Origin of the sequence: Amycolatopsis saalfeldensis, from assembly GCF_900110575.1 — a bacterium.
Lineage (GTDB): Bacteria > Actinomycetota > Actinomycetes > Mycobacteriales > Pseudonocardiaceae > Amycolatopsis > Amycolatopsis saalfeldensis.
Genome location: NZ_FOEF01000014.1, coordinates 54,220 through 74,873, shown reverse-complemented (window position 1 = coordinate 74,873; position 20,654 = coordinate 54,220). Strand labels below are relative to the sequence as shown.

The 20,654-nt window shown below is 70.4% G+C and carries 18 protein-coding genes; 5 read left to right on the top strand and 13 right to left on the bottom strand.

What is annotated here, in order from left to right:
• Nucleotides 1–15: 15 nt before the first annotated feature.
• The 11 genes from BMY97_RS28185 to BMY97_RS28135 all read right to left on the bottom strand — a co-directional run bounded on the left by BMY97_RS28185 (nt 16) and on the right by BMY97_RS28135 (nt 11,116).
• Entirely contained in the window at nt 16–1,647 is a 1,632-nt protein-coding gene (locus BMY97_RS28185) for a solute symporter family protein (protein WP_091622138.1), read from the bottom strand.
• The gene (locus BMY97_RS28180; protein WP_091622135.1) at nt 1,644–2,003 is read right to left on the bottom strand and encodes a DUF485 domain-containing protein; all 360 of its coding nucleotides are present in this window, start codon (nt 2,001–2,003) and stop codon (nt 1,644–1,646) included. Before BMY97_RS28180 ends, BMY97_RS28185 begins: the two co-directional genes overlap by 4 nt.
• Nucleotides 2,004–2,075: 72 nt before the next feature.
• The gene (locus BMY97_RS28175; protein ID WP_091622132.1) at nt 2,076–3,821 is read right to left on the bottom strand and encodes a sodium/solute symporter; all 1,746 of its coding nucleotides are present in this window, start codon (nt 3,819–3,821) and stop codon (nt 2,076–2,078) included.
• 67 nt (nt 3,822–3,888) lie between these two features.
• Complete coding sequence (locus BMY97_RS28170; protein ID WP_091622129.1) at nt 3,889–4,248, bottom strand: DUF485 domain-containing protein; 360 nt, start codon at nt 4,246–4,248, stop codon at nt 3,889–3,891.
• 52 nt (nt 4,249–4,300) lie between these two features.
• Nucleotides 4,301–5,056, bottom strand: a complete 756-nt coding sequence (locus BMY97_RS28165; protein ID WP_091622127.1) for a LytR/AlgR family response regulator transcription factor — start codon at nt 5,054–5,056, stop codon at nt 4,301–4,303.
• Entirely contained in the window at nt 5,053–6,114 is a 1,062-nt protein-coding gene (locus BMY97_RS28160) for a sensor histidine kinase (RefSeq protein ID WP_091622124.1), read from the bottom strand. The genes BMY97_RS28165 and BMY97_RS28160 overlap by 4 nt, the downstream gene beginning before the upstream one ends.
• 140 nt (nt 6,115–6,254) lie before the next feature.
• A complete protein-coding gene (locus BMY97_RS28155) occupies nt 6,255–7,253 on the bottom strand; it encodes an ABC transporter substrate-binding protein (RefSeq protein ID WP_091622121.1) in 999 nt (332 codons plus the stop codon).
• A gap of 30 nt (nt 7,254–7,283) precedes the next feature.
• A complete protein-coding gene (locus BMY97_RS28150) occupies nt 7,284–8,333 on the bottom strand; it encodes an ABC transporter permease (RefSeq protein ID WP_091622120.1) in 1,050 nt (349 codons plus the stop codon).
• Entirely contained in the window at nt 8,330–9,094 is a 765-nt protein-coding gene (locus BMY97_RS28145) for an ATP-binding cassette domain-containing protein (RefSeq protein ID WP_091622117.1), read from the bottom strand. The genes BMY97_RS28150 and BMY97_RS28145 overlap by 4 nt, the downstream gene beginning before the upstream one ends.
• A gap of 4 nt (nt 9,095–9,098) precedes the next feature.
• Nucleotides 9,099–10,136: a class I mannose-6-phosphate isomerase gene (locus tag BMY97_RS28140; RefSeq protein ID WP_091622115.1), complete on the bottom strand. Its 1,038-nt coding sequence runs from the start codon at nt 10,134–10,136 to the stop codon at nt 9,099–9,101.
• On the bottom strand, nt 10,133–11,116 hold the full coding sequence (locus BMY97_RS28135) for a LacI family DNA-binding transcriptional regulator (protein ID WP_091622112.1): 984 nt from the start codon (nt 11,114–11,116) through the stop codon (nt 10,133–10,135). The genes BMY97_RS28140 and BMY97_RS28135 overlap by 4 nt, the downstream gene beginning before the upstream one ends.
• Nucleotides 11,117–11,508: 392 nt before the next feature.
• Between BMY97_RS28135 and BMY97_RS28130 the strand changes: the two genes are divergently transcribed.
• From BMY97_RS28130 to BMY97_RS28120, 3 genes are all read left to right on the top strand, one after another.
• On the top strand, nt 11,509–14,688 hold the full coding sequence (locus tag BMY97_RS28130) for a GH92 family glycosyl hydrolase (RefSeq protein ID WP_218156900.1): 3,180 nt from the start codon (nt 11,509–11,511) through the stop codon (nt 14,686–14,688).
• Between the two features lie 80 nt (nt 14,689–14,768).
• Nucleotides 14,769–17,159: a GH92 family glycosyl hydrolase gene (locus tag BMY97_RS28125; protein WP_091622109.1), complete on the top strand. Its 2,391-nt coding sequence runs from the start codon at nt 14,769–14,771 to the stop codon at nt 17,157–17,159.
• A gap of 303 nt (nt 17,160–17,462) precedes the next feature.
• Nucleotides 17,463–17,834, top strand: a complete 372-nt coding sequence (locus tag BMY97_RS28120; RefSeq protein WP_091622106.1) for a DUF3817 domain-containing protein — start codon at nt 17,463–17,465, stop codon at nt 17,832–17,834.
• 66 nt (nt 17,835–17,900) lie between these two features.
• On the opposite strand, the gene BMY97_RS28115 is transcribed toward BMY97_RS28120, so the two are convergent.
• Entirely contained in the window at nt 17,901–18,401 is a 501-nt protein-coding gene (locus BMY97_RS28115) for a MarR family winged helix-turn-helix transcriptional regulator (RefSeq protein WP_091622103.1), read from the bottom strand.
• An 88-nt stretch (nt 18,402–18,489) separates the two neighbouring features.
• On the opposite strand from BMY97_RS28115, the gene BMY97_RS28110 reads away from it, so the two are divergent.
• Entirely contained in the window at nt 18,490–18,795 is a 306-nt protein-coding gene (locus tag BMY97_RS28110) for a thiamine-binding protein (RefSeq protein ID WP_091622100.1), read from the top strand.
• A gap of 323 nt (nt 18,796–19,118) precedes the next feature.
• Here the strand turns inward: BMY97_RS28110 and BMY97_RS28100 are convergent, their stop codons facing one another.
• Nucleotides 19,119–19,508 carry a hypothetical protein gene (locus BMY97_RS28100; RefSeq protein WP_177231586.1) on the bottom strand — a complete coding sequence of 130 codons (390 nt, stop codon included), beginning with the start codon at nt 19,506–19,508 and terminating at the stop codon, nt 19,119–19,121.
• A 135-nt stretch (nt 19,509–19,643) separates the two neighbouring features.
• Between BMY97_RS28100 and BMY97_RS28095 the strand changes: the two genes are divergently transcribed.
• On the top strand, nt 19,644–20,615 hold the full coding sequence (locus BMY97_RS28095) for a tetratricopeptide repeat protein (RefSeq protein WP_091622099.1): 972 nt from the start codon (nt 19,644–19,646) through the stop codon (nt 20,613–20,615).
• The last annotated feature ends 39 nt before the right edge of the window (nt 20,616–20,654 follow it).

The window sequence follows — 20,654 nt, the reverse complement described above, 5'->3', positions numbered from 1 at the left end:
GGGCCGTTCACCACGTCAGTGCTCGGTGGCCTTCTCGGCGCCCGCGCCGGTCAGGGACCGCACCTCCATCTCCGCGTACTTCGCCGCGTTGTGCTCCTTCGACAGCACAGTCCCGAGCCAGCCGAGGAAAAACGCGATCGGGATCGAGACCAGGCCCGGGTTGTCGAGCGGGAACCAGTGGAAGTCCACGCCCTGGATCATCGACGCGCTCTTGCCCGTCTTCGCGTCGATCGGCTTCCCGGAGACCGCGGGGGAGAAGACGATCAGCACGATGGTGATGATCAGCCCGCCGTAGATGCTCCACAGCGCGCCCTGGGTGTTGAACCGCTTCCAGAACAGCGAATACAGGATCGTCGGCAGGTTCGCCGAGGCGGCGACGGCGAAGGCCAGCGCCACCAGGAAGGCGACGTTCTGCCCGTTGGCGAGGATGCCGCCGAGGATGGCGACGGCACCGATCACCAGCGCGGTGATCCGCGCGACCCGGACCTCCGAACCCGGCGTGGTCTTGCCCTTCTTGAAGACGTTCGCGTACACGTCGTGGGCGAACGACGCCGACGCGGTGATCGTCAGCCCCGCCACCACGGCGAGGATCGTGGCGAACGCGATGGCGGAGATCAGCCCCAGCAGCACCGGGCCGCCGAGGTTGAGCGCCAGCAGCGGCGCCGCCGAGTTGACCCCGCCGGGCGCGGCCTTGATCTCCTCCGGCCCGACCAGCGCGCCGGCGCCGTAGCCGAGCACCAGGGTGAACAGGTAGAACACGCCGATCAGCACGATCGCCCAGACCACCGAGCGGCGGGCCTCGCGGGCCGTCGGCACGGTGTAGAAGCGCATCAGCACGTGGGGCAGGCCCGCGGTGCCGAGCACCAGCGCGATGCCGAGCGAGAAGAAGTCCAGTTTGGACGTTCCGGTGGCGCCGTACTGCTTGCCCGGCCCGAGCAGCGTCTCGCCGGCCTTGCCCGCCTTGTCGACGGCGCCCTGCAACAGGCCGGAGAAGTTGAAGCCGTACTTGCCCAGCACCCACAGCGTCATCACGAGCGCGCCGATGATCAGCAGCGCGGCCTTGATGATCTGCACCCAGGTGGTGCCCTTCATGCCGCCGATCAGCACGTAGGCGATCATGATCACGCCGACCACGGCGATGACCACCGACTGCGCGGCCTTGCCCTCGATGCCCAGCAGCAGCGCGACCAGGCCGCCCGCGCCGGACATCTGCGCCAGCAGGTAGAAGAACGACACCACGAGCGTCGAGATGGCCGCGGCGGCGCGCACCGGGCGTTGTTTCATCCGGAACGCCAGCACGTCGCCCATGGTGAACCGGCCGGTGTTGCGGAGCAGCTCCGCGACGAGCAGCAGCGCGACCAGCCAGGCGACCAGGAAGCCGATCGAATAGAGGAAACCGTCGTAGCCGTAGACCGCGATGGCGCCGGCGATGCCGAGGAACGACGCGGCCGACAGGTAGTCGCCGGAGATCGCGATGCCGTTCTGCGGGCCGGTGAACGCGCGCCCGGCGGCGTAGTAGTCCGAGGCGGTTCGGCTGTTGCGGCTCGCGCGGAACACGATCACGAGCGTGATCAGCACGAACACGGCGAAGATGATGATGTTCAGCGTCGGGTTGCTGCCCTCTACGCCGGCCGCGAGCGTGGTCATTCGGACTCCTTCGCGGCCGGTGCCTCGATGTCCGCGCGGATCCGGTCGGACAGCGGGTCCAGTTTCCGGTTGGCGTAGCGGACATACAGTCCCGTGATGACGAACGTGGAGACGAACTGCAGCAGGCCGAACAGCAGGCCGACGGTGAAGTTCCCGGCCAGCTTGGTGCTCATGAACCCGTGCGCGTAGTCCGCCAGCAGCACGTACAGCAGGTACCAGGCGAGGAACAGCCCGGCCATCGGGAAGACGAAACGGCGCAGGCGCCCGCGCAGCTCGCGGAACTCCGCGCTCTGCTGCACCTGCTCCCAGTCCGCGTCCGGCGGGCCGCCGGTCACGTCGGTTTCGCCTGCGGTCATGGGCTTCTCCCTCGCGACGCTGCGAATGTGGTCCGCGCCACAGTAAGGAAGCGGACGCGGCGGGAGGAACCGTCAGCGGCTCAAACGCCGGGCGACACGACGAACGGTTGACGAGCGGTACGCGGGCGCCGTCGAATGGGGCGGCCCCGGACCGCGCTCGCGCTCGTCGAGGTGCAGGCGGAGCATCGCCGCCCCGGCCCAGGACGGCGGCCGGCCGCGCAGCGAGACCACGGCCATCACGCCGAACGCGAGCGGTACCGACCAGGGTGCCGGTTGCGCCACCAAGATCGCCACCCAGCCGTGCAGCGCCGGCCCGGTGAGCGAGAACAGGATCGAGCCGGACGAGCCGAGCAGCCCGGCGAGCACCCCGGCGATCGCGCCGGCCGCGGTGAGCCGCGGCCACCAGATGCCGAGCACCAGCAGCGGGCAGAACGTCGACGCGGCCACGGTGAAGCCCCACGTCACCAGCACCCCGGCGTCGAGGCCCGCCGAGGGGAGCGCGAGCAGGACCATCGCGACGGCGGCGAACACCACCGTCACGCGCAGCCGGCGAAGGCCGCCGGCCATCAGGTCGTAGGCGAGCGCGCCGGACATCACCAGCAGCAGGCCGAGCGAAGTCGCGAGGAACGCGGCGAACGCGCCCGCGGTGAGCAGCGCGGTGAACAGCTGGCCGGCCCAGCCGTGGTCGACCTGGGCCGGCAGCGCGACGACCACGGTGTCGGTGGCGCCGGAGAGGTAGAGCTCGGGCACGAGCACCCGGCCGAGCACCCCGTAGATGCCGGGGAAGAGGTAGAACACGCCGAGCAGGGCGACGGTGATGGCCGCGGTGCGGCGGGCGGCGCGGCCGTCCGGGCTGGTGTTGAAGCGCATCAGCACGTGGGGCAGGCCCATCGTGCCGAGCATGGTGGCGATGAGCACGGCCCAGGTGCCGAGCAGCGGGTAGCCCTGGTCGTCGAGGTCGAGCAACGGCCGTTGCCAGTCCGGCCCGCCGAGCGCCGCGCCGCCGCGCACGGCCGGGACCGGCGCGCCCGCGGCGAACACCAGCCGTTCCCCGCTGTGGGCGGTCAGTTCCCCGGGCGGGAGGGTGCTGGGCCGGCCGGCGGTGACGAGTGTGGTCGGCTCGCGCAGCTCCAGCGTGACGTCGGCCTGGAACTCCACCGGGGTCTCGCGCCCGAAGTGCGTGAACTCCACCGGGTTGAGCGCGGCTTCGCGGTCCGCCGCGCCGACGTGCAGCACGAGCCAGAGCGCGGGGACGAGGAACAGCAGCAGCTTCAGGAAGAACTGGAACGCCTGCACGTACGTCGCCGCGCGCATCCCGCCGAGCGCGAGGGTGACACTCACGGCCGTGCCCGCGATGACCACGCCGACCCAGTACGGCGTGCCGCCGACCGCGGTGAGCACCAGCCCGGCCGTGCGGAACTGCGGGACCACGTAGATCGTGCCGATCACCAGCACCACCACCGCGGCCAGCCGCCGCAGCGCGGGCGAGGCCAGGCGCGCCTCGGCGAAGTCCGGCACGGTCAGCGCGCCGGAGCGTCGCATGGGCGCCGCGACGAGCACCAGCATCGCGATGTACCCCGCGGTGAACCCGACCGGATACCAGAGCGCGCCGACGCCGTCCTTCACCACCAGCCCGGCCACCCCGAGGAACGACGCGGCGGACAGGTACTCACCGGACACCGCGGCGGAGTTCACGAACGGCGAGATCCGCCTTGACGCGACGAGGAAGTCCGACGTCGTCCGGATCGCCGCCACCCCGCGCACGCCGATGAGCAGCGTCACGAGCACCACGGGCGCCACGGCGAACGCGATGTCCACTACCGCTCCCGGGCCGGGTCGGCGGGACGCGCCCCGATGCGGCACGGGGGCGCGGTGAGCGGGGGCGTCACTGCTCGTCCTCGGGGCGTTCGGCGTCCTCGGCCCGGCGCAGCTGCCAGCGGGCCAGCGCGACCATCACGGGGTACGGCAGCAGCGCGATCATCAACCAGGACAACGGGATTCCCCACAACCGGACGTTGTCGAGGCCCGGCGCCGCCGCGAAGACCGCGGGCAGTCCCAGCACCAGCACGAACATCGCCACCAGCGCGGGGATCCCGCGCCGCCGCTGGGCGCGGTAGAGGACGGCCGCGCGCTCCGCGTCGGCCACCTGCAGGCGGGGCATGCGCCAACGCCCGCGTGCCTGCCGCCGCGACCGGGCCAGTCGCGTCTGCGGGCTCGTGACGGCGACCCGTCGGGTGCGGCTCATCCCGCCACCGGGACTCGTGCGTGTTCAGGCCGGTTGGAACCGGCGTGAACACTCACGAGCCCGATCCCAGCTGGCCGCGTTGCGCCGCTTCCAGCAGCCGGTCGCGCAGATCTCGCGCGTGGCGGCGGCTGACCGGGACGTCACCGGCCTCCGTGTGCGCCAGCAGCCCGCCCGCGGAGTCGCTGCGCAGCTCCTGCACCCCGGCGACGGCGAGCAGGAAACCGCGGTGCACGCGGGTGAAACCGGTGCCCTCCCAGTATTCCGCCAGCCGCGAAATGGGCATGCGCACCAGGTGCACGCCGCCGCGGGTGTGGAGGCGGACGTAGTCGCCGTGGGCCTCGACGAACAGGACGTCGTCGCGGCGGACGTAACGGGTGCGCCCGCCCGAATCGACCGGCAGCGCGGCCATCGCGTCGGGCGCGTGACGGGGACTGCCGCTCGGGACCATCCGCAGCACCTTCGCCAACGCCGCCGCGAGCCGTTCCGTGCGGACCGGCTTCAGCAGGTAGTCCACGGCGCCGATGCCGTACGCCGCCACGGCGTGGCCGTCGTGCGCCGTGACGAACACGATCACCGGCGGCTCGGAGAGCTTCGCCAGCAGCGAAGCCAGCTCCAGCCCGTCGAGCCCGGGCATCGAGATGTCCAGGAACACCGCGTCGAACCGGTCCGCCTGCAACAGTTTCACCGCCTGCAGCGCGTCGCCGGCGCCGACGACCTCCCCGACCTCGGGCGCCTCGCGCAGCATCCGGCACAGCTCGGCCAGCGCCCCCGGCAGGTCGTCGACGGCCAGCACCCGCAGCCCGCTCACGGCAGCACCCCCGGCTGGAAGCGCGGCACCCGCACGATCACCCGGGTGCCGACCGTGAGCCCGGTTTCGACGGTCAGCCCGTACCAGGCGCCGTAGACGTTGCGGAGTCGTCTGTCCACATTGGCCAGTCCGAGCCCGGCGCCGTCGGCCACGCGCCCGGCGAGGATGTCCGCCGCGAGCGCCGGCTCCATGCCGACCCCGTCGTCCTCCACGCTGATCACGCAGTCGTTCCCTTCCGCCTGCCCGTGCACCTGGACCAGCCCGGCGCCGGACCGCGGCTCGATGCCGTGCCGGATCGCGTTCTCCACCAGCGGCTCCAGCACCAGGTACGGCACCGCGACGGCCAGCACCTCCGGCGCCACCCGCACCTGGACCCGCAGCCGTTCGCCGAGCACCGCGCGCTGCAGCGCCAGGTACGTCTCCACCGCGCGGAACTCTTCGGCCACCACGGTGTATTCGCCATGGCGCGCCAAGCTGTAGCGCGTGTAGTCCGCGAAGTCCAGCATCAGGTCGCGCGCGCGGTCCGGCTCGTCGCGGACCAGCGACGCGATCACCGTCAACGCGTTGTACACGAAATGCGGCGACATCTCCGCCCGCAGCGCCCGCAGCTCGGCCTGCGCCGCCTGATCGGCCGAAGCCTCCAGCCGGCCGCGTTCGAGGGCCTGCACCACCAGGTCGGCGGCCTGCCGCAGGACACTGACCGGCGGATCGCCCAGCACCAGCAACGCGCCGGCCAGCTCGTCGTGGACGTGCAGCGGCACGGCGGCCACCCCGCCCGCTGACACCGGCTCCTCGCTGTGCAGCACCTCGTCCAGCACCCGGGCGACGGCCTCGTCCGCGCCCGGCCGCCCGGACCACAGCAGTGAGCCCGACAGGTCCGTGAGGCCGAGCCCGGCGAAGCCGAACAGCCGCCGCAGCCCGTGGGTGGCCCGGCGCGCGCGGACGCCGGTGAGCCCGTCGATCAGCTCGTCGGAGGCCTTCCGGGCAGCGGCCAGCACGGACGCGGTGGCGGTGCCGGCCGGGGCGGGCCGCCAGGGCAGGCGCGCACCCTCGGTCATCGGCGGCCTCCCCTCGGCGACGGTGTCTGGGGGAGTCGATCCTAGCCCCGAATGCGGTGAAGGGGACTTTCACGGCGCCGGACGCGACGAAGGGGACTCTCCCCGGTGGGAAAGTCCCCTTCGCTACCGCTGGTCCGGGGTCAGCACTTCTGCTTGTAGAAGTACTGCGAGTTCGCGTCCATGTCGGCCTTGGTGATGGAGTGCAGGTTCGCGGTCAGGTTGCGGGTGACCGGCTTGCCCTCCAGCGAAGCCACCGCCTGGTCGACGCCCTGCACGCCGATCGAGGCCGGGTCCTGGGCGATCAGGCCCTGGTACTCGCCCTTGCGCAGGCCGTCCACTTCGGACGGGCTGGCGTCGAAGCCGATCAGGTTGACCTGGCCGATCTTGCCCGCGTTGCGCAGGCCGGTGGCCGCGCCCTCACCGGTGTTGAGGTTGGTGGCGAAGATGCCGATCAGGTCCGGGGTCGAGGCCAGCGCCGCGGTCACCTTGGCCGCCGCCTGGTCGGGCTCGTTCTGGGTGAACTGGATGCCCGCCGACTTGAGGTTCGGGGAGTTCTTCAGCTCGTCCTCGAAGCCCTTGGCCCGCGCGGCCGTGGTCGAGGTGCCCGCGATGGTGTCGAGGATCAGCACCGACCCGGACTTGCCGCCGGCCAGCTTCGCCAGCGTCTGCGCGGCCATCTTGCCGCCCTCGGTGTTGTCCGAGGAGATGGACGACACCGCGACGCTCTTGTCCTGCAGCGAGGTGTCCACCTCGACGATCTTCGTGCCGCGGTTCTTCACCTGCTGGATCGGCGCGAGCATCGCCTTGTCGTCGGTCGGGGTGACGAGCAGGGCGGCCGGCGGGTTGGAGCCCAGCGCGTTGACGATCGTGGTCTGCATGGCCGCGTCGAACATCTGCGGCGCCTGCGTGGTCAGGTCGTAGCCCAGCTTCTTCGCCTCGTCCTGCGCGGCGCACTGCATCGAGATGTAGAACGGCTCGGCCTGCACCCCCGGCACCAGCGCGAGCTTCTTGCTGTTGGCCGTGTTCGACGTGCCGCCGGAGCCGCCGCTCTGGCCCACCTGGCCCTGGCCGCACGCGGCCAGCAGCGAGGCGGCCGAGGCGAGCGCGCCGGCGGTGATCAGGGTCTTGCTCAGCTTCATCTTCAAGCACCTCTTCGTACTCGGGGGGAGTCAGCGGGAGTTGCGGTTGCGACGGCGTCGCTGGTCGAACCAGACGGCCGCGATCAGCACCGCGCCGACCGCGATCATCTGCCAGAAGTCCTGGACGTGCGTGATGTTGAAGCCCTTCTTCAGCACGGCCGGGATGAACACGCCGATCACCGTGCCCAGCACCGATCCGACGCCGCCGAAGAGGCTCGTACCGCCCATCACCGTGGCGGCGATGGCGTTCAGGTTGTCCGTGGTGTGCGCCGAGATCGTGGTCGACGCGTAGTAGGCCAGCGAGAGGAAACCGGCGATCCCGGCCAGGAACCCGGTCAGCGTGTACACCTTCAGCAGGTGCGCAGTGACGCCGATGCCGGAGCGCCGCGCGGCTTCGGCGTTGGAGCCGACCGCGAAGGTGTAACGGCCGAACTTGGTGGTGTGCAGCAGCCACGCGCCGATCAGGGTGATCACCACGGCCACCAGCACCAGGTTCGGCACGCCGCCGAACGACGTGCCGTAACCCAGGGTCTTGTTCAGCTGGGTGGGCACACTGCGCACGTCGGACCCGCCGTTGAGCAGGTACGCCGCGCCGAGCGCCGCGCCCATGGTGCCGAGCGTGACGATCAGCGGCGGGATGTTCGCCACCGCGATCAGGAACCCGTTGATCAGGCCCCAGATCGTGCCCGCGACCACGGCCGCGACCAGCCCGACGGTGATCACGCCCCAGCCGGCGTTCGACGCGTCGCCGCCGCTGAGCGCCTCCATCGTCTTGCCCGCGACCATGCCGGCGAAGATCAGCACCGAGCCCACGGACAGGTCGATGCCGGAGGTGATGATCACGAACGTCATGCCGACCGACAGCACCAGCAGCACGGACGTCTCGATCAGCAGCGTCTGGAAGGTGAACAGCGTGGCGAACTCGTTCGGCGCGATCGCGGTGAACACGATGATCAGCGCCACCAGCACCAGCGCGATCCAGAACGTGTTGGCGCCGATCAGCCGCTTGCCCAGCGGCACCTTGCCGAACCCACCGTCCACAGTGGTCTGAATCTCCGGGTCCTTCGGCGGTGCGGTCACGCTGCCTCCTCCTGTACCAAGGCTCCGGTCATCGCCGCGACGAGGTCTTCCAGCTTCGTGTCCGAGCCGACGAACCGGGCGACGCGCTTGCCGAGGCGCAGCACCTCGATCCGGTCGGAGACCGACAGGACCTCGGGCATGTTGTGGCTGATCAGCACCACGGCGATGCCCTTGTCCCGCACCTTCTTGATCACGTCCAGCACGCGCTCGCGCTGCACCACGCCGAGCGCGGCGGTCGGCTCGTCCATGAACACGACCTTCGACGCCCACACCACCGAGCGCGCCACCGCGACACTCTGGCGCTGCCCGCCCGACAGCGAGCCGATCGGCACGTCGGTGCTCTGCAGCGTCACGCCGAGGCGCTTGAACTCCTCGACCGCCTGCCGCCGCATCTCCGGCTTGTCCAGCATGCCGAGCTTGCCCAGGAAACCCTTGCGGTGGATTTCCCGGCCCAGGAACAGGTTCGCGGCCGGGTCGAGCTCCGGCGCCACCGCGAGGTCCTGGTACACCGTCTCGATGCCCAGGCGCCGCGCGGTGGTGGGGGTGTCGAAGTGCACCTCGGCGCCGTCGAGCAGGATCTGGCCCGACGACGGCTGTTCCGCGCCGGACAGGCACTTCACCAGGGTCGACTTCCCGGCGCCGTTGTCGCCGATCAGCGCCGTGACCTCACCCGCGCGGGCCTGGAAGGAGGCGCCGCGCAGCGCCTCGACCGAGCCGTAGTGCTTGGTGAGGTTGACTGCGTCGAGCAGGATCTCGCTCATCGGCCTACCTCTTCTCGGGGAGCGGGGGACGGCAGCGGATCACGGTCAGGTGCCCGGTGACCTCGGCCTGGCCGGCGTCGTACGGGACCACGTAGGTGTCGCCCTTGGCCAGCGGGTGCTCGCCGCCGTGCTCCGTGCGCAGGGTGCCCGCGCCGTCGAGCACCACGAGCACGGCGAACGACGGGTCCAGCGCCACCGGCGCGCCGGTCACCTGGAGCCGGTCCGCGCGGAAGAACTCGTCCGAGCCGGTCGCCAGCAGGTCCACAGTGGACGAGGTGTCCGCCGCGGTGTGCTTGACGATGGACTTCAGCCGCTCTTCGTCCCAGCCGGAGGTGTCCAGCGTTTCGATCGCGGTGTCGAAGCCGATGCCGAGGTGGCCCTTCTCCGGCGAGGCCAGGAAGTCCCGCCACTCCAAGGTCAGCGAGAAGTCCGTGGGCTGCTGGAGCTCGACCACGAACACGCCTTCGCCGATCGCGTGCGGCAGGCCTGACGGGATGTACACCGTGTCGCCGGCCTGCACGCCGACGCTGTTGAGCGCGCCCAGCATGCTCGGCGAGTCCTGCTCGCGGGTCCATTCGGCGACGGTCTCCTTGCTCACCGTCTCCTTGAAACCCGGGTACACGCGCGGGTCTTCGCCGTAGGTGCCGACCACGATCCACGCCTCGGTCTTGCCGAAGTGCGAGTCGAAGTGCTGCTGGGCGAACGCGTCCGACGGGTGGAAGTGCACCGGCAGCCGCTGCCCGGCGTCGAGCAGCTTCACCAGCAGGCCGGTGGAATCGCCGAGCGCCGCCAGGTGCTTGGCGCCGAGCCACGCGGCCGGGTTCTCGCGCACGGCGTCACGCAGCCAGCCGCCGCCGGGCAGCCGGGTCAGGCCGGTGGTGTCCTGGCCGAACATCGTGGTGACGGACCCGACCCAGTCCTCCGGGCCGAACTTGGTTTCGGAGCCGACGCCGCGCAGGGCCGCGATGGCGTCACCGCCGCGGTAGAACTGCGGCGGCTGGTTGGCCGGGAGCCGGATCGGCTCGAGGTGCTGCGTACTCACGGGGCAACCTCACCGGAACCGCGGGCGACAAGATGCACTGGCAGGATTACCTTTCTGGGTGCGGACTGATCCCCCTGGACGCGGGCGAACAGCAGTTCCGCCCCCGCGTGCCCGAGGGCGCTGACGTCGTGTGCGACGACCGTGACCGGCGGGTCCAGCAGATCCGCCAGCTCGAAGTCGTCGAAGCTGACCATGGCGAGCCGGTGCGGCGCGTGGGCCAGCGCGCGCAGCAGGTGGACCGCCACCCGGTTGTTGCCGGCGATCACCGCGGTGGCGGCGCCGGGGCCGGTGAGCAGGCTCCGCACGGCGTGCCCGACGGTCTCCGGCGTGGGCGTGGTCATCACGACCAGGCTCTCGTCATAGGAGATTCCGTTGCGCACACAGCCTTCGCGGAATCCGCGCAGGCGCTCGGCCGCGGTGAAGATGTCCGGGCTGTCGCCGAGGAAGGCGATCCGGCGGTGGCCGTGCGCGGCCAGGTGGGTGACCGCCTCGATGGCGCCGCCGAGGTTGTCCAGCAGCACGGTGTCGGCCACGATGTCGCCGGCCGGCCGGTCGAGGAACACCACGGGCGTGCCCGCGCGCATCTCCGGCACCAGGTAGCCGTGCTGCATGCCGGCGGGGACGACGAGGATGCCGTCCACGCGGCGCGCGCAGAACTCCAGGGCCAGCTCGCGCTCGCGGTCGGAGTTCTCCTCCGACGAGCCGGTGAGCACCTGGCGCCCGAACGAGGTCGCGATCCGCTCGACCGCGCGGTTCAGCTCCGAGTAGAAGGGGTTGCCGACGTCCTCGACGATCAGGCCGATGGTGCCGGTCGTGGACCCGCGGCGCAGGTTGCGCGCGCCGAGGTTGCGCCGGAAGCCGAGCTGCTCGATGGCCGCGACCACCCGCTCCGCGGTGTCCGGATGCACCGCGGGCTCGTCGTTGACGACCCGCGACACCGTTTTGATGCTGACGCCCGCCAGCCGGGCCACGTCGCTCATGGTGGCCCGTCTGCTCGCCGGGCGGGGGAGCCCGTCCGCTTCCCGGCCGTGAGGAGACAACGTTGTCATAGTGGCGCAGATTGCACACCACGCAGCGGGGGTATGTCAATCCCTGTGCCGCGGTGACCGGAATTCACCCGTCGAAGGTCGTGCGGCAGATGGCTGATCAGTCTGTCCTGAACTGGACAGACTCCCACCTCGGACTTGACGTTCTCGTGAGCTGTTGCCCAAGGTTGCCCGCATCGACGGTGTGCGCGACAAGGTTGTCATCCATGCCTGGCACGGTGGTGTGGACGCGAAGTCGCGCCGACAACTGGAGAGGCGATGGCGATATGGCGCGAGCGCGCTGGAGAGCCGGACTTATCTTCCTGACCACGGCGGTGGTGGCGGCGATGGCCCCGGCCGCCCCCGCGATGGCGGCGGCGAACGCCCCGGCCGCGCAAGACCTGGCGAAGTGGGTCAACCCGTTCGTCGGGACCCGGCCCGGTGGTGCGGACCAGGGGACCGGCGGCGGCGCCGGCAACACCTTCCCCGGCGCGGTGGCGCCGTTCGGCATGGTGCAGTGGAGCCCGGACACGGTGAAGTCCCAGCCGGGCGGGTACTTCTACGACGACAACGCCCTCACCGGGTTCAGCCTCACGCACCTTTCCGGCGCGGGCTGCTCGAGTTACGAGGACATCCCGTTCATCCCGTACGTGGGTGAGGTCAGCACCTCCCCGGCGACCGACCCCGGCCACTACACCTCGACGTTCTCGCACGACAACGAGCACGCCACCGCCGGCGAGTACGACGTGAAGCTGGACAGCGGCGCGAAAGTCGAGCTGAGCGCGACCCAGCGCACCGGCTCCGCGCGCCTGACCTACCCGGCCGGCGCCTCGTCCACGCTGCTGGTGAACACCTCCGGCTCGGTGAACGGGACCGACGACGCGTCGATCAGCATCGGCAAGGACACGATCAGCGGCTGGGCGACCAGCGGCCGGTTCTGCGGCGCCAAGAACAGTTACCGGGTCTACTTCTCGGCGAAGTTCGACACCCCGTTCGCCTCGGTCGGCACCTGGAAGAACGGCGCGGTGACGCCGAACAAGACCGCCGAGTCCGGCGGCGCCAAGGCCAAGGTGGCCCAGCCGAACGGCGTGAATGCCGCGATCGCCCGCCCGGCCAAGGAAAAGACCCAGGACACCACGGTCAGCGGTCCCGGCAGCGGCGGTTACGTCACCTTCGCCAACGTCAACGGCGCGCAGGTGAACGCCCAGGTCGGCCTGTCGTTCATGTCGGTCGACGGGGCGAACGCGAACCTCAAGGCCGAGAACAACGGCAAGAAGTCGTTCGACCAGGTGGCCGCGGCGACGCGGCAGGCGTGGAACGACCAGCTCGGCAAGGTCGCGGTGAGCGGCGGCTCGGACGCGGACATGACCACGTTCTACAGCTCGCTGTACCACTCGCTGATCCAGCCGAACGTGTTCTCCGATGTGGACGGTAGTTACCCCGGCTTCGACGGGCGCATCCACAAGGCCGACAAGGGCCACGCGATGTACACGAACTTCTCCGGCTGGGACATCTACCGCTCGGAAATCCCGCTGCTGGCGACGATCGACCCGAAGCAGACCTCGGACATCGTCCGCTCGATGATGGCGTACGCCGAACAGGGCGGCGCTTGGGACCGCTGGACCGTGGCCAACGACTACACCGGCGTGATGAACGGCGACCCGTACCACATCATCGTCTCCAGCGCGTACGCCTTCGGGGCCCGTGACTTCGACACCCAGAAGGCGTTGCTGCTCATGATCAAGGGCGCGACCCAGCCGACGCAGGGCTACACCGAGCGGCCGGGCCTGGACGCGTACCAGAAGCTCGGCTACGTGCCGGGCGCCGGCGCGGACACCCTCGAGTACAGCAGCGCCGACTTCTCCATCGCCCAGTTCGCGAAGCGGCTCGGCGACAGCGCGACGTACACCACGTTCATGAAGCGGGCGCAGAACTGGCAGAACCTCTACAACCCGGGCACCGGGCACCTGCAGCCGCGCAACGCGGACGGCTCGTTCTCCGGCAGCTTCGACCCCGCCAGCTCGCAGGGCTGGGTCGAGGGCAACGGCGCGCAGTACGACTGGATGGTGCCCTACGACCTCGGCGGCCTGGTCACGGCGTTCGGCGGCAACACCGCCGTGCAGTCCCGATTGGACACTTTCTTCACCGAGCTGAACGCGGGCACGCAGAAGCCGTACGCCTTCATGGGCAACGAGCCGAACTCCAACGCGCCGTTCGTCTACTCGTTCGCGGGCGCCCCGGCCAAGACCCAGTCGATCGTGCACCGGTCGATGGACGAGCTGTACAACCCCCGTCCCGAGGGCCTGATCGGCAACGACGACCTCGGGCAGATGTCGGCCTGGTACGTCTGGTCGGCGCTCGGCCTGTACCCGGAGATCCCGGGCCGCGCCGAGACGGTGCTCACCACGCCGCGGTTCACCCACTCCGTGCTCACCACGGGCGCCGGCAAGAAGATCACCGTCAACGCGCCGGGCACCGGTGACTACGTGGGCAGCCTGAAGGTCAACGGGTCGCCCGAGGCCAACGCCTGGCTGCCGGAGGCGCTCATCTCCTCCGGGGGCACGCTGGACTACACGCGTTCGGCCACCGCGACCGCGTGGGGCAGTGCCGCTTCCGAAGCGCCGCCTTCGTTCCGCGACCAGGAGAAGCCGAGCCTGTCCTTTGTGGACCCGGCCCGCGTGGTGACCCCGGCCGGTTCGAGCGTCGCGGCGAGCGCCGGGGTGCAGGACCTCTCCGGCACGGCGAAGACGTGGACCTACACCGCCGGTTCGGTGGACGGGATCACCGTCTCGCCGGCGACCGGCAGCGTCGCGGTTCCGGCGGGTGGCAAGGCGCACGCCGCGTTCACCGTCTCCGTGCCGGCCGGCACCTCGGACGGCTCGCGGAAGATCCCGGTGACCTTCTCGGCGCCGGGCCTGGCCAGCACGCAGGCGGTGCTCACCGTGCTGGTCGCGCAGCCGAACAGCTGGCTCGCCACGGTCGACAACACCGGCATCTCACCGGACTCCGACTCCTCGGCGGCCAACTTCGACGGCGGCGGCTGGAGCTATTCGGCCGACGCGCTGGCCGCGGCCGGCGCCAAGCCGGGCAGCACGGTGACCAGTGACGGCATCAAGTTCGCCTGGCCGTCGTTCGCTACCGGCGAGCCCGACAACGCGGTCGCCAACGGCCAGACGGTGAACGTGACCGGCACCGGCACCCGGCTTTCCCTGCTGGGCGCGGGCGCCGACGGCAACGCGCAGGGCACGCTCACCATGACCTACACCGACGGCAGCAAGTCCACCGCGACCGTCGGGATGTCGGACTGGACGCTGGGCGGTGGCGGCGCGCAGCCGTCGTTCGGCAACCGGATCGTGCTGAACACGCCCTACCGCAACGCTTCGGGCGGCGACCCGCAGCAGATCGCCACGATGGTGTTCGGCACCGCGCCGATCACCCTCGACGCCGGTAAGACGGTGGCCAGCGTGACGCTGCCGTCGAACGTCAGCGGCGGCGTGCTGCACGTGTTCGCCATCGGCATCGGCTGATCTCCCACCATCAGTGCCGTGAAGGCCACCGCGGACGACTCCCGCGGTGGCCTTCACACTGTCCTCGAAAGGAAAGCTCAATGAGGAGCAGAGTCCTGGCGGGCGCCGCCGCGCTCGCCGTCGTCGCGGCCACACTGTCGCCCGCACCCGCGGGCGCGCGCCCGGGCGGTGACCCGCTCGACGCCGTCAACACCTTCATCGGCACGCAGGACGAGGGCAACACGTTCCCCGGTGCGTCCGCTCCATTCGGCATGACGCAGGTCAGCCCGATGACCACGCATTACGCGGGTTACCTCTACACCGACACGGCGATCCGGGGCTTCGGCCACTTCCTGCTGTCCGGCGCGGGCTGCTGGGAGCAGGGCGGCCTGGTCTCGACGCTGCCCACCACCGGCGACGTCGGCCCGGGCGCCGCGTTCGACACGAGCAAGCCCGCCACCTTCGACTACACGAACTACGCCGCGCCGTACACCCACGACGGCGAGGTCGGGAAGCCCGGCTACTACAAGGTGCACCTGACCGGCTACGGCGGCGTCGACGTGGAGACCACGGCCGCCACCCGCAGCGGCGTCGAGCGTTACACCTTCGACAAGTCCGGCCCCGCCAACGTGTTCGTGAACGTCGGGCAGGCGAACGCCAAGGAGCCGGTGACCGGGAGCAGCGTGCGGGTGGTCGACGACCACACCGTCGTGGGCACCGTCGACTCGCAGGCCTTCTGCGGCGGCAAGTCCTACACCACGTACTTCACCACGAAGTACGACCAGCCGTTCACCAGCTACGGCACCTGGTCGCCGACCGGCGGCACGCCGGGCAGCAAGGAGTCCGCGGGCGGCGCGGGCCTGCGCGGCGCGTGGCTGACCTTCCCGAAGGGCGGCCAGATCACCGCCACCACCTCGATCTCGCAGGTGGACGCCCACGGCGCCGACGTGAACCTGGCGGCTTCGCGGGTGCGGCCGTTCGACGCGGTGAAGGCCGACGCGCAGCGCGCGTGGCGGAAGGAACTGTCCAGTGTGGACATCAGCGGCGGCACGACCGACGACCGCACGGTGTTCTACACCTCGCTGTACCACTCGTTCCTGCAGCCTCTCACCGCGAGCGACGCGGACGGGCGGTACTACGGCTTCGACAAGAAGATCCACCGGGCCATCGGCTGGACGTACTACGACTTCTTCTCGCTGTGGGACACCTATCGCTCCCAGAACCAGCTGCTCGCGCTGCTGAAACCCGACCGGGCCCGTGACATCGCGAAGAGCATCCTCGCCATCCACGACCAGGGCGGCTGGCTGCCGCGATGGGCGTACGCGAGCCAGGAGACGAACACGATGACCGGCGACCCGGTCACGCCGTTCCTGGTGGACCTGTGGCGCTTCGGCGCGCTGAGCGGCGAGGAAGTCCAGGCCTACCAAGCACTTCTGCAGAACTCGCGCGAGATCCCGCCCGCGTCCTCGCCGTTCCAGGGCCGCTCGGGCAACGCGAGCTACCAGGCCGACGGATTCGTGCAGTACCAGACCGACTTCCCGAAGAAGGGCCAGGACACCGACCCGAACCACGGCGCTTCGGCGACCCTCGAGTACGCCCTGGGCGACTGCTCGCTGTCGGTGATGGCGGCGGCGCTGGGCAAGAAGCAGGACGCGGCCGCACTGGCCGAGAAGGGGCGCACGTATTCCACGCTCTGGGACCCGAGCGTGACCGACCGCGGCTTCACCGGCTTCTTCCGGCCGAAGGTCGCCGGCGGCGCCTGGTTCACCCCGGCCGACGGCCCGTACAGCCCGCAGAGCCAGGACGGCTTCCACGAAGGCACGGCGTGGCAGTACCAATGGCTGGTGCAGCAGGACGTGCCCGGCCTCGAACAGAAGATGGGCGGGGCGGCGAACGTCGGCAAGCGCCTCGACGACTTCTTCTCCTACGACAACCTGGTGAAGGACCCCGCGGGGACCGTCCGCAAGGACTGGGTGGTGGGCCCGTACAGCTACTACAACCAGTTCCGCTACAACCCGAACAACGAGCCCGACCTGCACTCGCCGTGGATGTACACGCTCACGGGGCAGCCGTGGAAGACCTCCGCGGTGGTGCGGGCGGCGCACACGCTGTTCACCAACGCGCCCAACGGCGTCACCGGGAACGACGACCTCGGCACGATGTCGGCCTGGTACGTCTTCAGCGCGCTGGGCCTTTACCCGGCCGTTCCGGGCACCGGCAATTTCGTGCTGAACGCGCCGCGGTTCGAGAAATCCGTCCTGCATCTTGAGAACGGCCGCTCGGTCACGATCAAGGCCGGCAGCGCGGACGGCGCGAAACTGCAGTACGTGCAGGGGCTGAAGGTGGGCTCCCGCCCGAGCGACAAGTCCTACGTCAGCGTCGAGCAACTCCGCGGTGGCACGACTCTGGACTTCTCGCTGACGACGGACGCGGCGAAGGCGACGTGGGCAACGTCACCATCGTCGGCTCCGGCGTCGCCTTGTGCCGGTTAGTGTCCGGCTGAAGACAATCCGTGAAGGCTCTTTCCCACGATGCAGGATCGGGAAGGGGCCTTCACGGTTTTCCGGGCATTTCACCGGAATGCGCGACAGTGGTCCAGACCACAAAGGACTGCTTTCGTGAGCACGATCACCGCCCCCGGTGTTCCGGTGAGGGCGGTCACGCCTCACACTGGTCTCATACAACGTCCGACAGTGCTGTTGACGCCAAGCGGTTCCGTCCGTCTTGGACAGTGCTTCTCGGACGTTTTTGTGTGTGCAGGCAGCACGCACCCGTGTGACGCACAGGAGGAAGTCGTGTCCAGCAAGGCCGCTCTCGTGTTCCGCGTGGCCGCAGTCGCCGAAGCCCTGTCCTGGGCCGCGTTGCTGATCGGGATGTTTCTCAAGTACGTGGTGCACTCCTCCGGTGAGGGCGGCGTGCCCGTCATCGGCATGGTGCACGGCGTGATCTTCGTCCTGTACCTGCTGGTCTCCCTCTCCGTGGCGAAGCCGCTCGGGTGGCGTCCGAAGATGCTGGTGCTCGCGCTGCTGTCCAGCGTCCCGCCGCTGTTCACCTGGCTGTTCGAGAAGTGGGCGCTGCGCAACGGCCGGCTCGACGGCCCGGAGCGCCTGACCCACGGCGGCGTCGGCCTGTTCGAGCCGCGCGTGCCGGAGACCGTGGCCGCCTGACCTGCTCTTCCTGACTCGTGAGTGTTCGGGACGGTGCTAACCGTCCGGAACACTCACGAGTCTTTTTTATTCGGTGAAGTCGCCCGAGGACTTGCGGACCTTGGTGAGCAGCTCGGTGAGCTGCTCGACCTGGCGCTCGGTGAGGCCGCTGAGCCCGAAATCGATCGAGGTGACGGCTTCGGTCGCGGCTTCACGCCGCCGTCGCCCGTCGTCGGTGATCTCCACCAGCGTGGTGCGGCGGTCGGTGGGGTGCGGCACGCGCTTGACGAGGCCGTCGCGCTCCAGCCGGTCGACTATGTTGGTGACGCTGGTGGGGTGCAGCTGCAGCCGTTCACCCATCACCCGCATCGGCAGGCTGGCGGTGCGGGCGAAGGTGAGCAGCACAAGCGCCTCGTAGCGGGCGAAGGTGAGGCCGTGCGGTTTGAGCGCGCCGTCCACCGCGGACTGGATGATCTGCTGCACCCGCATCACACCGGTGACCGCGGCCATGGTTCCGGCCGGGCCGATCCGGTCCTCCCAGAGCTCGGCCGCGCGGGCGATCGGGTCGAACGGCAACGGACGGTTCATGACACGCGAAATTACCAGCGAGTACTCCGAACGCGACGCTCGACCTGCTCGGCGCTTTGACCGATCCGACAAGTGAAGGGACCCGGACATGATCGTCGCGTTCAGCGTGAGCCCCTCGGGCGGAGACCCGGACGGCGGAGTCAGCGAGGCGGTTTCGCGCGCCGTGAAGGTGGTCCGCGACAGCGGCCTGCCCAATTCGACCAACGCGATGTTCACCAACGTCGAAGGCAGCTGGGACGAGTGCATGGCGGTGGTGAAGCAGGCCGTCGAAGCCGCGGGGGAGGGCTCGGCCCGCGTCGGCCTGGTCCTCAAGGCCGACATCCGCCCCGGCTACGACTCGGGCCAGCTGACCGCGAAGGTCGAGCGCGTCGAGGCACACCTGCAGGAAGACTGAGCGGGCCGCGCCCTTCTGAGGGCTCCCTTCAGTGCCCTTCGCGGAAGACGGGATAGTCGGCTTGCTCGCGGCTCGATGAGGTGTGCGGGTTTGCCGCCGCGGCGCAGCCATTCCTTCAAGGAATGCCACGCGATCGGATGCGCGACCCCTGAGGGGATCGCGACGTCCAGCGCAGCCGGGATCGTGTCGGTCAGATCATGGTGGGCCAGTGCCGAGGTCAGGCACATCGTCGCCTTCGGGCGCCGGATCGCCGGCTCGGTCCGACCCCGGTCCGCCGCGGCAGCGTCCGCCGGCCGGTCCTCATCAGGCAACGGCGGACCAGGTCAGGGCAGCGGCGGCGTGAAGGCCACCGTCCAGCGCCCTTCCTCCGCCGTCACCGCCAGCCGGTAGCTGAACGCCTGGCCTCGCCCGGCCACTCCGGTGACCACGGCGATGGTCGGCGACCGGTCGTCCGGGAGCAGGTGCACGGCGACGTCGTGGACGGCCTGGTCGTTCAGCACCGCGACGTAGTTGTCGGCGAAGTCCGAGGCGCCCGAGCCGGGGTAGTTCAGCAGGTCGCCGAGTGCGTTCGCGTCGTGGGCGGTCAGGGCCGAGGCCAGCTCGTCGCGCAGGGCGGCGGGGGAGGGGGCGCCGGGGTCGGGCTGGCGGGCGATGAGGATGGTGACCGTCCCCATCCACACGACCACCGCGGCGACCGCCAGGGTCACCGTCATCCTTCGCCGGCTCATCACGTCCGCCGCCACCTCCTGCCCATTCCCGGCTGAGCTTGCCCGAGCCGGGTGCGCCGTGCCGGGCCGGGGCGGGCACCGGCGGTGAAATGCCGAGGGCAGACGTGCCAGGATGGCAGGGTGACACACCCACGCGGATCTGCAGCGAACTCGGCGGCGATGTCCGCCGCACTGTCCGGCGCGGTCGACCTGTCCGCGCTCAAGGCCCGGGCCGAATCGTCCCGGAACCAGCCCCCGGCGCCGCCCGCGGGCGCGCCCCCGGCGAGTGGCTCGGCGCCGCCGTCCGGCGCGGTCTTCGAAGTCACCGAGGCCACCTTCCAGGCCGAGGTCGTCGAGCGCTCGCTGAACCAGCTCGTCGTGGTGGACCTGTGGGCCGAATGGTGCGGTCCGTGCAAGCAGCTCAGCCCGGTGCTGGAGCGCCTGGCCGCCGAGGCCGGCGGCGCCTGGGTGCTCGCGAAGGTCGACGTGGACGCGAACCCGCGCATCGCGCAGCTGTTCGGCGCCCAGTCGATCCCGACCGTCGTCGCGATCGGCGGCGGCCAGCCCGTGGACGCGTTCTCCGGCGCCCTGCCGGAGCCCGAGATCCGCAAGTGGCTCAGCGCCCTGCTCGACGCGTTGCGCGACCGCCTGCCCGGCATCAGCGCCGCGGAGCAGGAGAACGGCGGCCCGGTCGAGGAGCCGGAGGACCCGCGTTTCACCGAGGCGGAGGACGCCTTCGAGCAGGGTGACTTCGCCGCCGCGCAGGCCGCCTACGAGCGCATCCTCGACGCCGAGCCGGCCAACGAGCTGGCCAAGAACGCGTTGGCCCAGGTCAAGTTCACCGCCCGCGCCGAAGCGGCCGACCCGAACGCCCGCGCGAAGGCCGACGCCGACCCCACGGACCTCGAAGCCCAGCTCGCCGCCGCGGACCTGGACATCGCCGAACAGGACGTGGACGCCGCCTTCACCCGCCTCGTCGACGCGGTCCGCCGCACGGCGGGCGACGAGCGCAACCGCGTCCGGGAGCACCTGGTGGCGCTGTTCGAGCTGTTCGACCCGGCTGACGAGCGGGTCATGAAGGCCCGCCGCAATCTGGCGAGTGCCTTGTTCTGAGCCGTTCCACCGGCGAAAGCCCCCGTCCGCAGGCATTCG

Bases quoted from the DNA above. Each gene is read 5' to 3' on its own strand.
- BMY97_RS28115 (WP_091622103.1), bottom strand. From the start codon at position 18,401: ATGAACCGTCCGTTGCCGTTCGACCCGATCGCCCGCGCGGCCGAGCTC.
- BMY97_RS28135 (WP_091622112.1), bottom strand. From the start codon at position 11,116: ATGAGCGACGTGGCCCGGCTGGCGGGCGTCAGCATCAAAACGGTGTCG.
- BMY97_RS28125 (WP_091622109.1), top strand. From the start codon at position 14,769: ATGAGGAGCAGAGTCCTGGCGGGCGCCGCCGCGCTCGCCGTCGTCGCG.
- BMY97_RS28145 (WP_091622117.1), bottom strand. From the start codon at position 9,094: ATGAGCGAGATCCTGCTCGACGCAGTCAACCTCACCAAGCACTACGGC.
- BMY97_RS28170 (WP_091622129.1), bottom strand. From the start codon at position 4,248: ATGAGCCGCACCCGACGGGTCGCCGTCACGAGCCCGCAGACGCGACTG.
- BMY97_RS28180 (WP_091622135.1), bottom strand. From the start codon at position 2,003: ATGACCGCAGGCGAAACCGACGTGACCGGCGGCCCGCCGGACGCGGAC.
- BMY97_RS28155 (WP_091622121.1), bottom strand. From the start codon at position 7,253: ATGAAGCTGAGCAAGACCCTGATCACCGCCGGCGCGCTCGCCTCGGCC.
- BMY97_RS28185 (WP_091622138.1), bottom strand. From the start codon at position 1,647: ATGACCACGCTCGCGGCCGGCGTAGAGGGCAGCAACCCGACGCTGAAC.
- BMY97_RS28130 (WP_218156900.1), top strand. From the start codon at position 11,509: ATGGCCCCGGCCGCCCCCGCGATGGCGGCGGCGAACGCCCCGGCCGCG.
- BMY97_RS28100 (WP_177231586.1), bottom strand. From the start codon at position 19,508: ATGACGGTGACCCTGGCGGTCGCCGCGGTGGTCGTGTGGATGGGGACG.
- BMY97_RS28110 (WP_091622100.1), top strand. From the start codon at position 18,490: ATGATCGTCGCGTTCAGCGTGAGCCCCTCGGGCGGAGACCCGGACGGC.
- BMY97_RS28160 (WP_091622124.1), bottom strand. From the start codon at position 6,114: ATGACCGAGGGTGCGCGCCTGCCCTGGCGGCCCGCCCCGGCCGGCACC.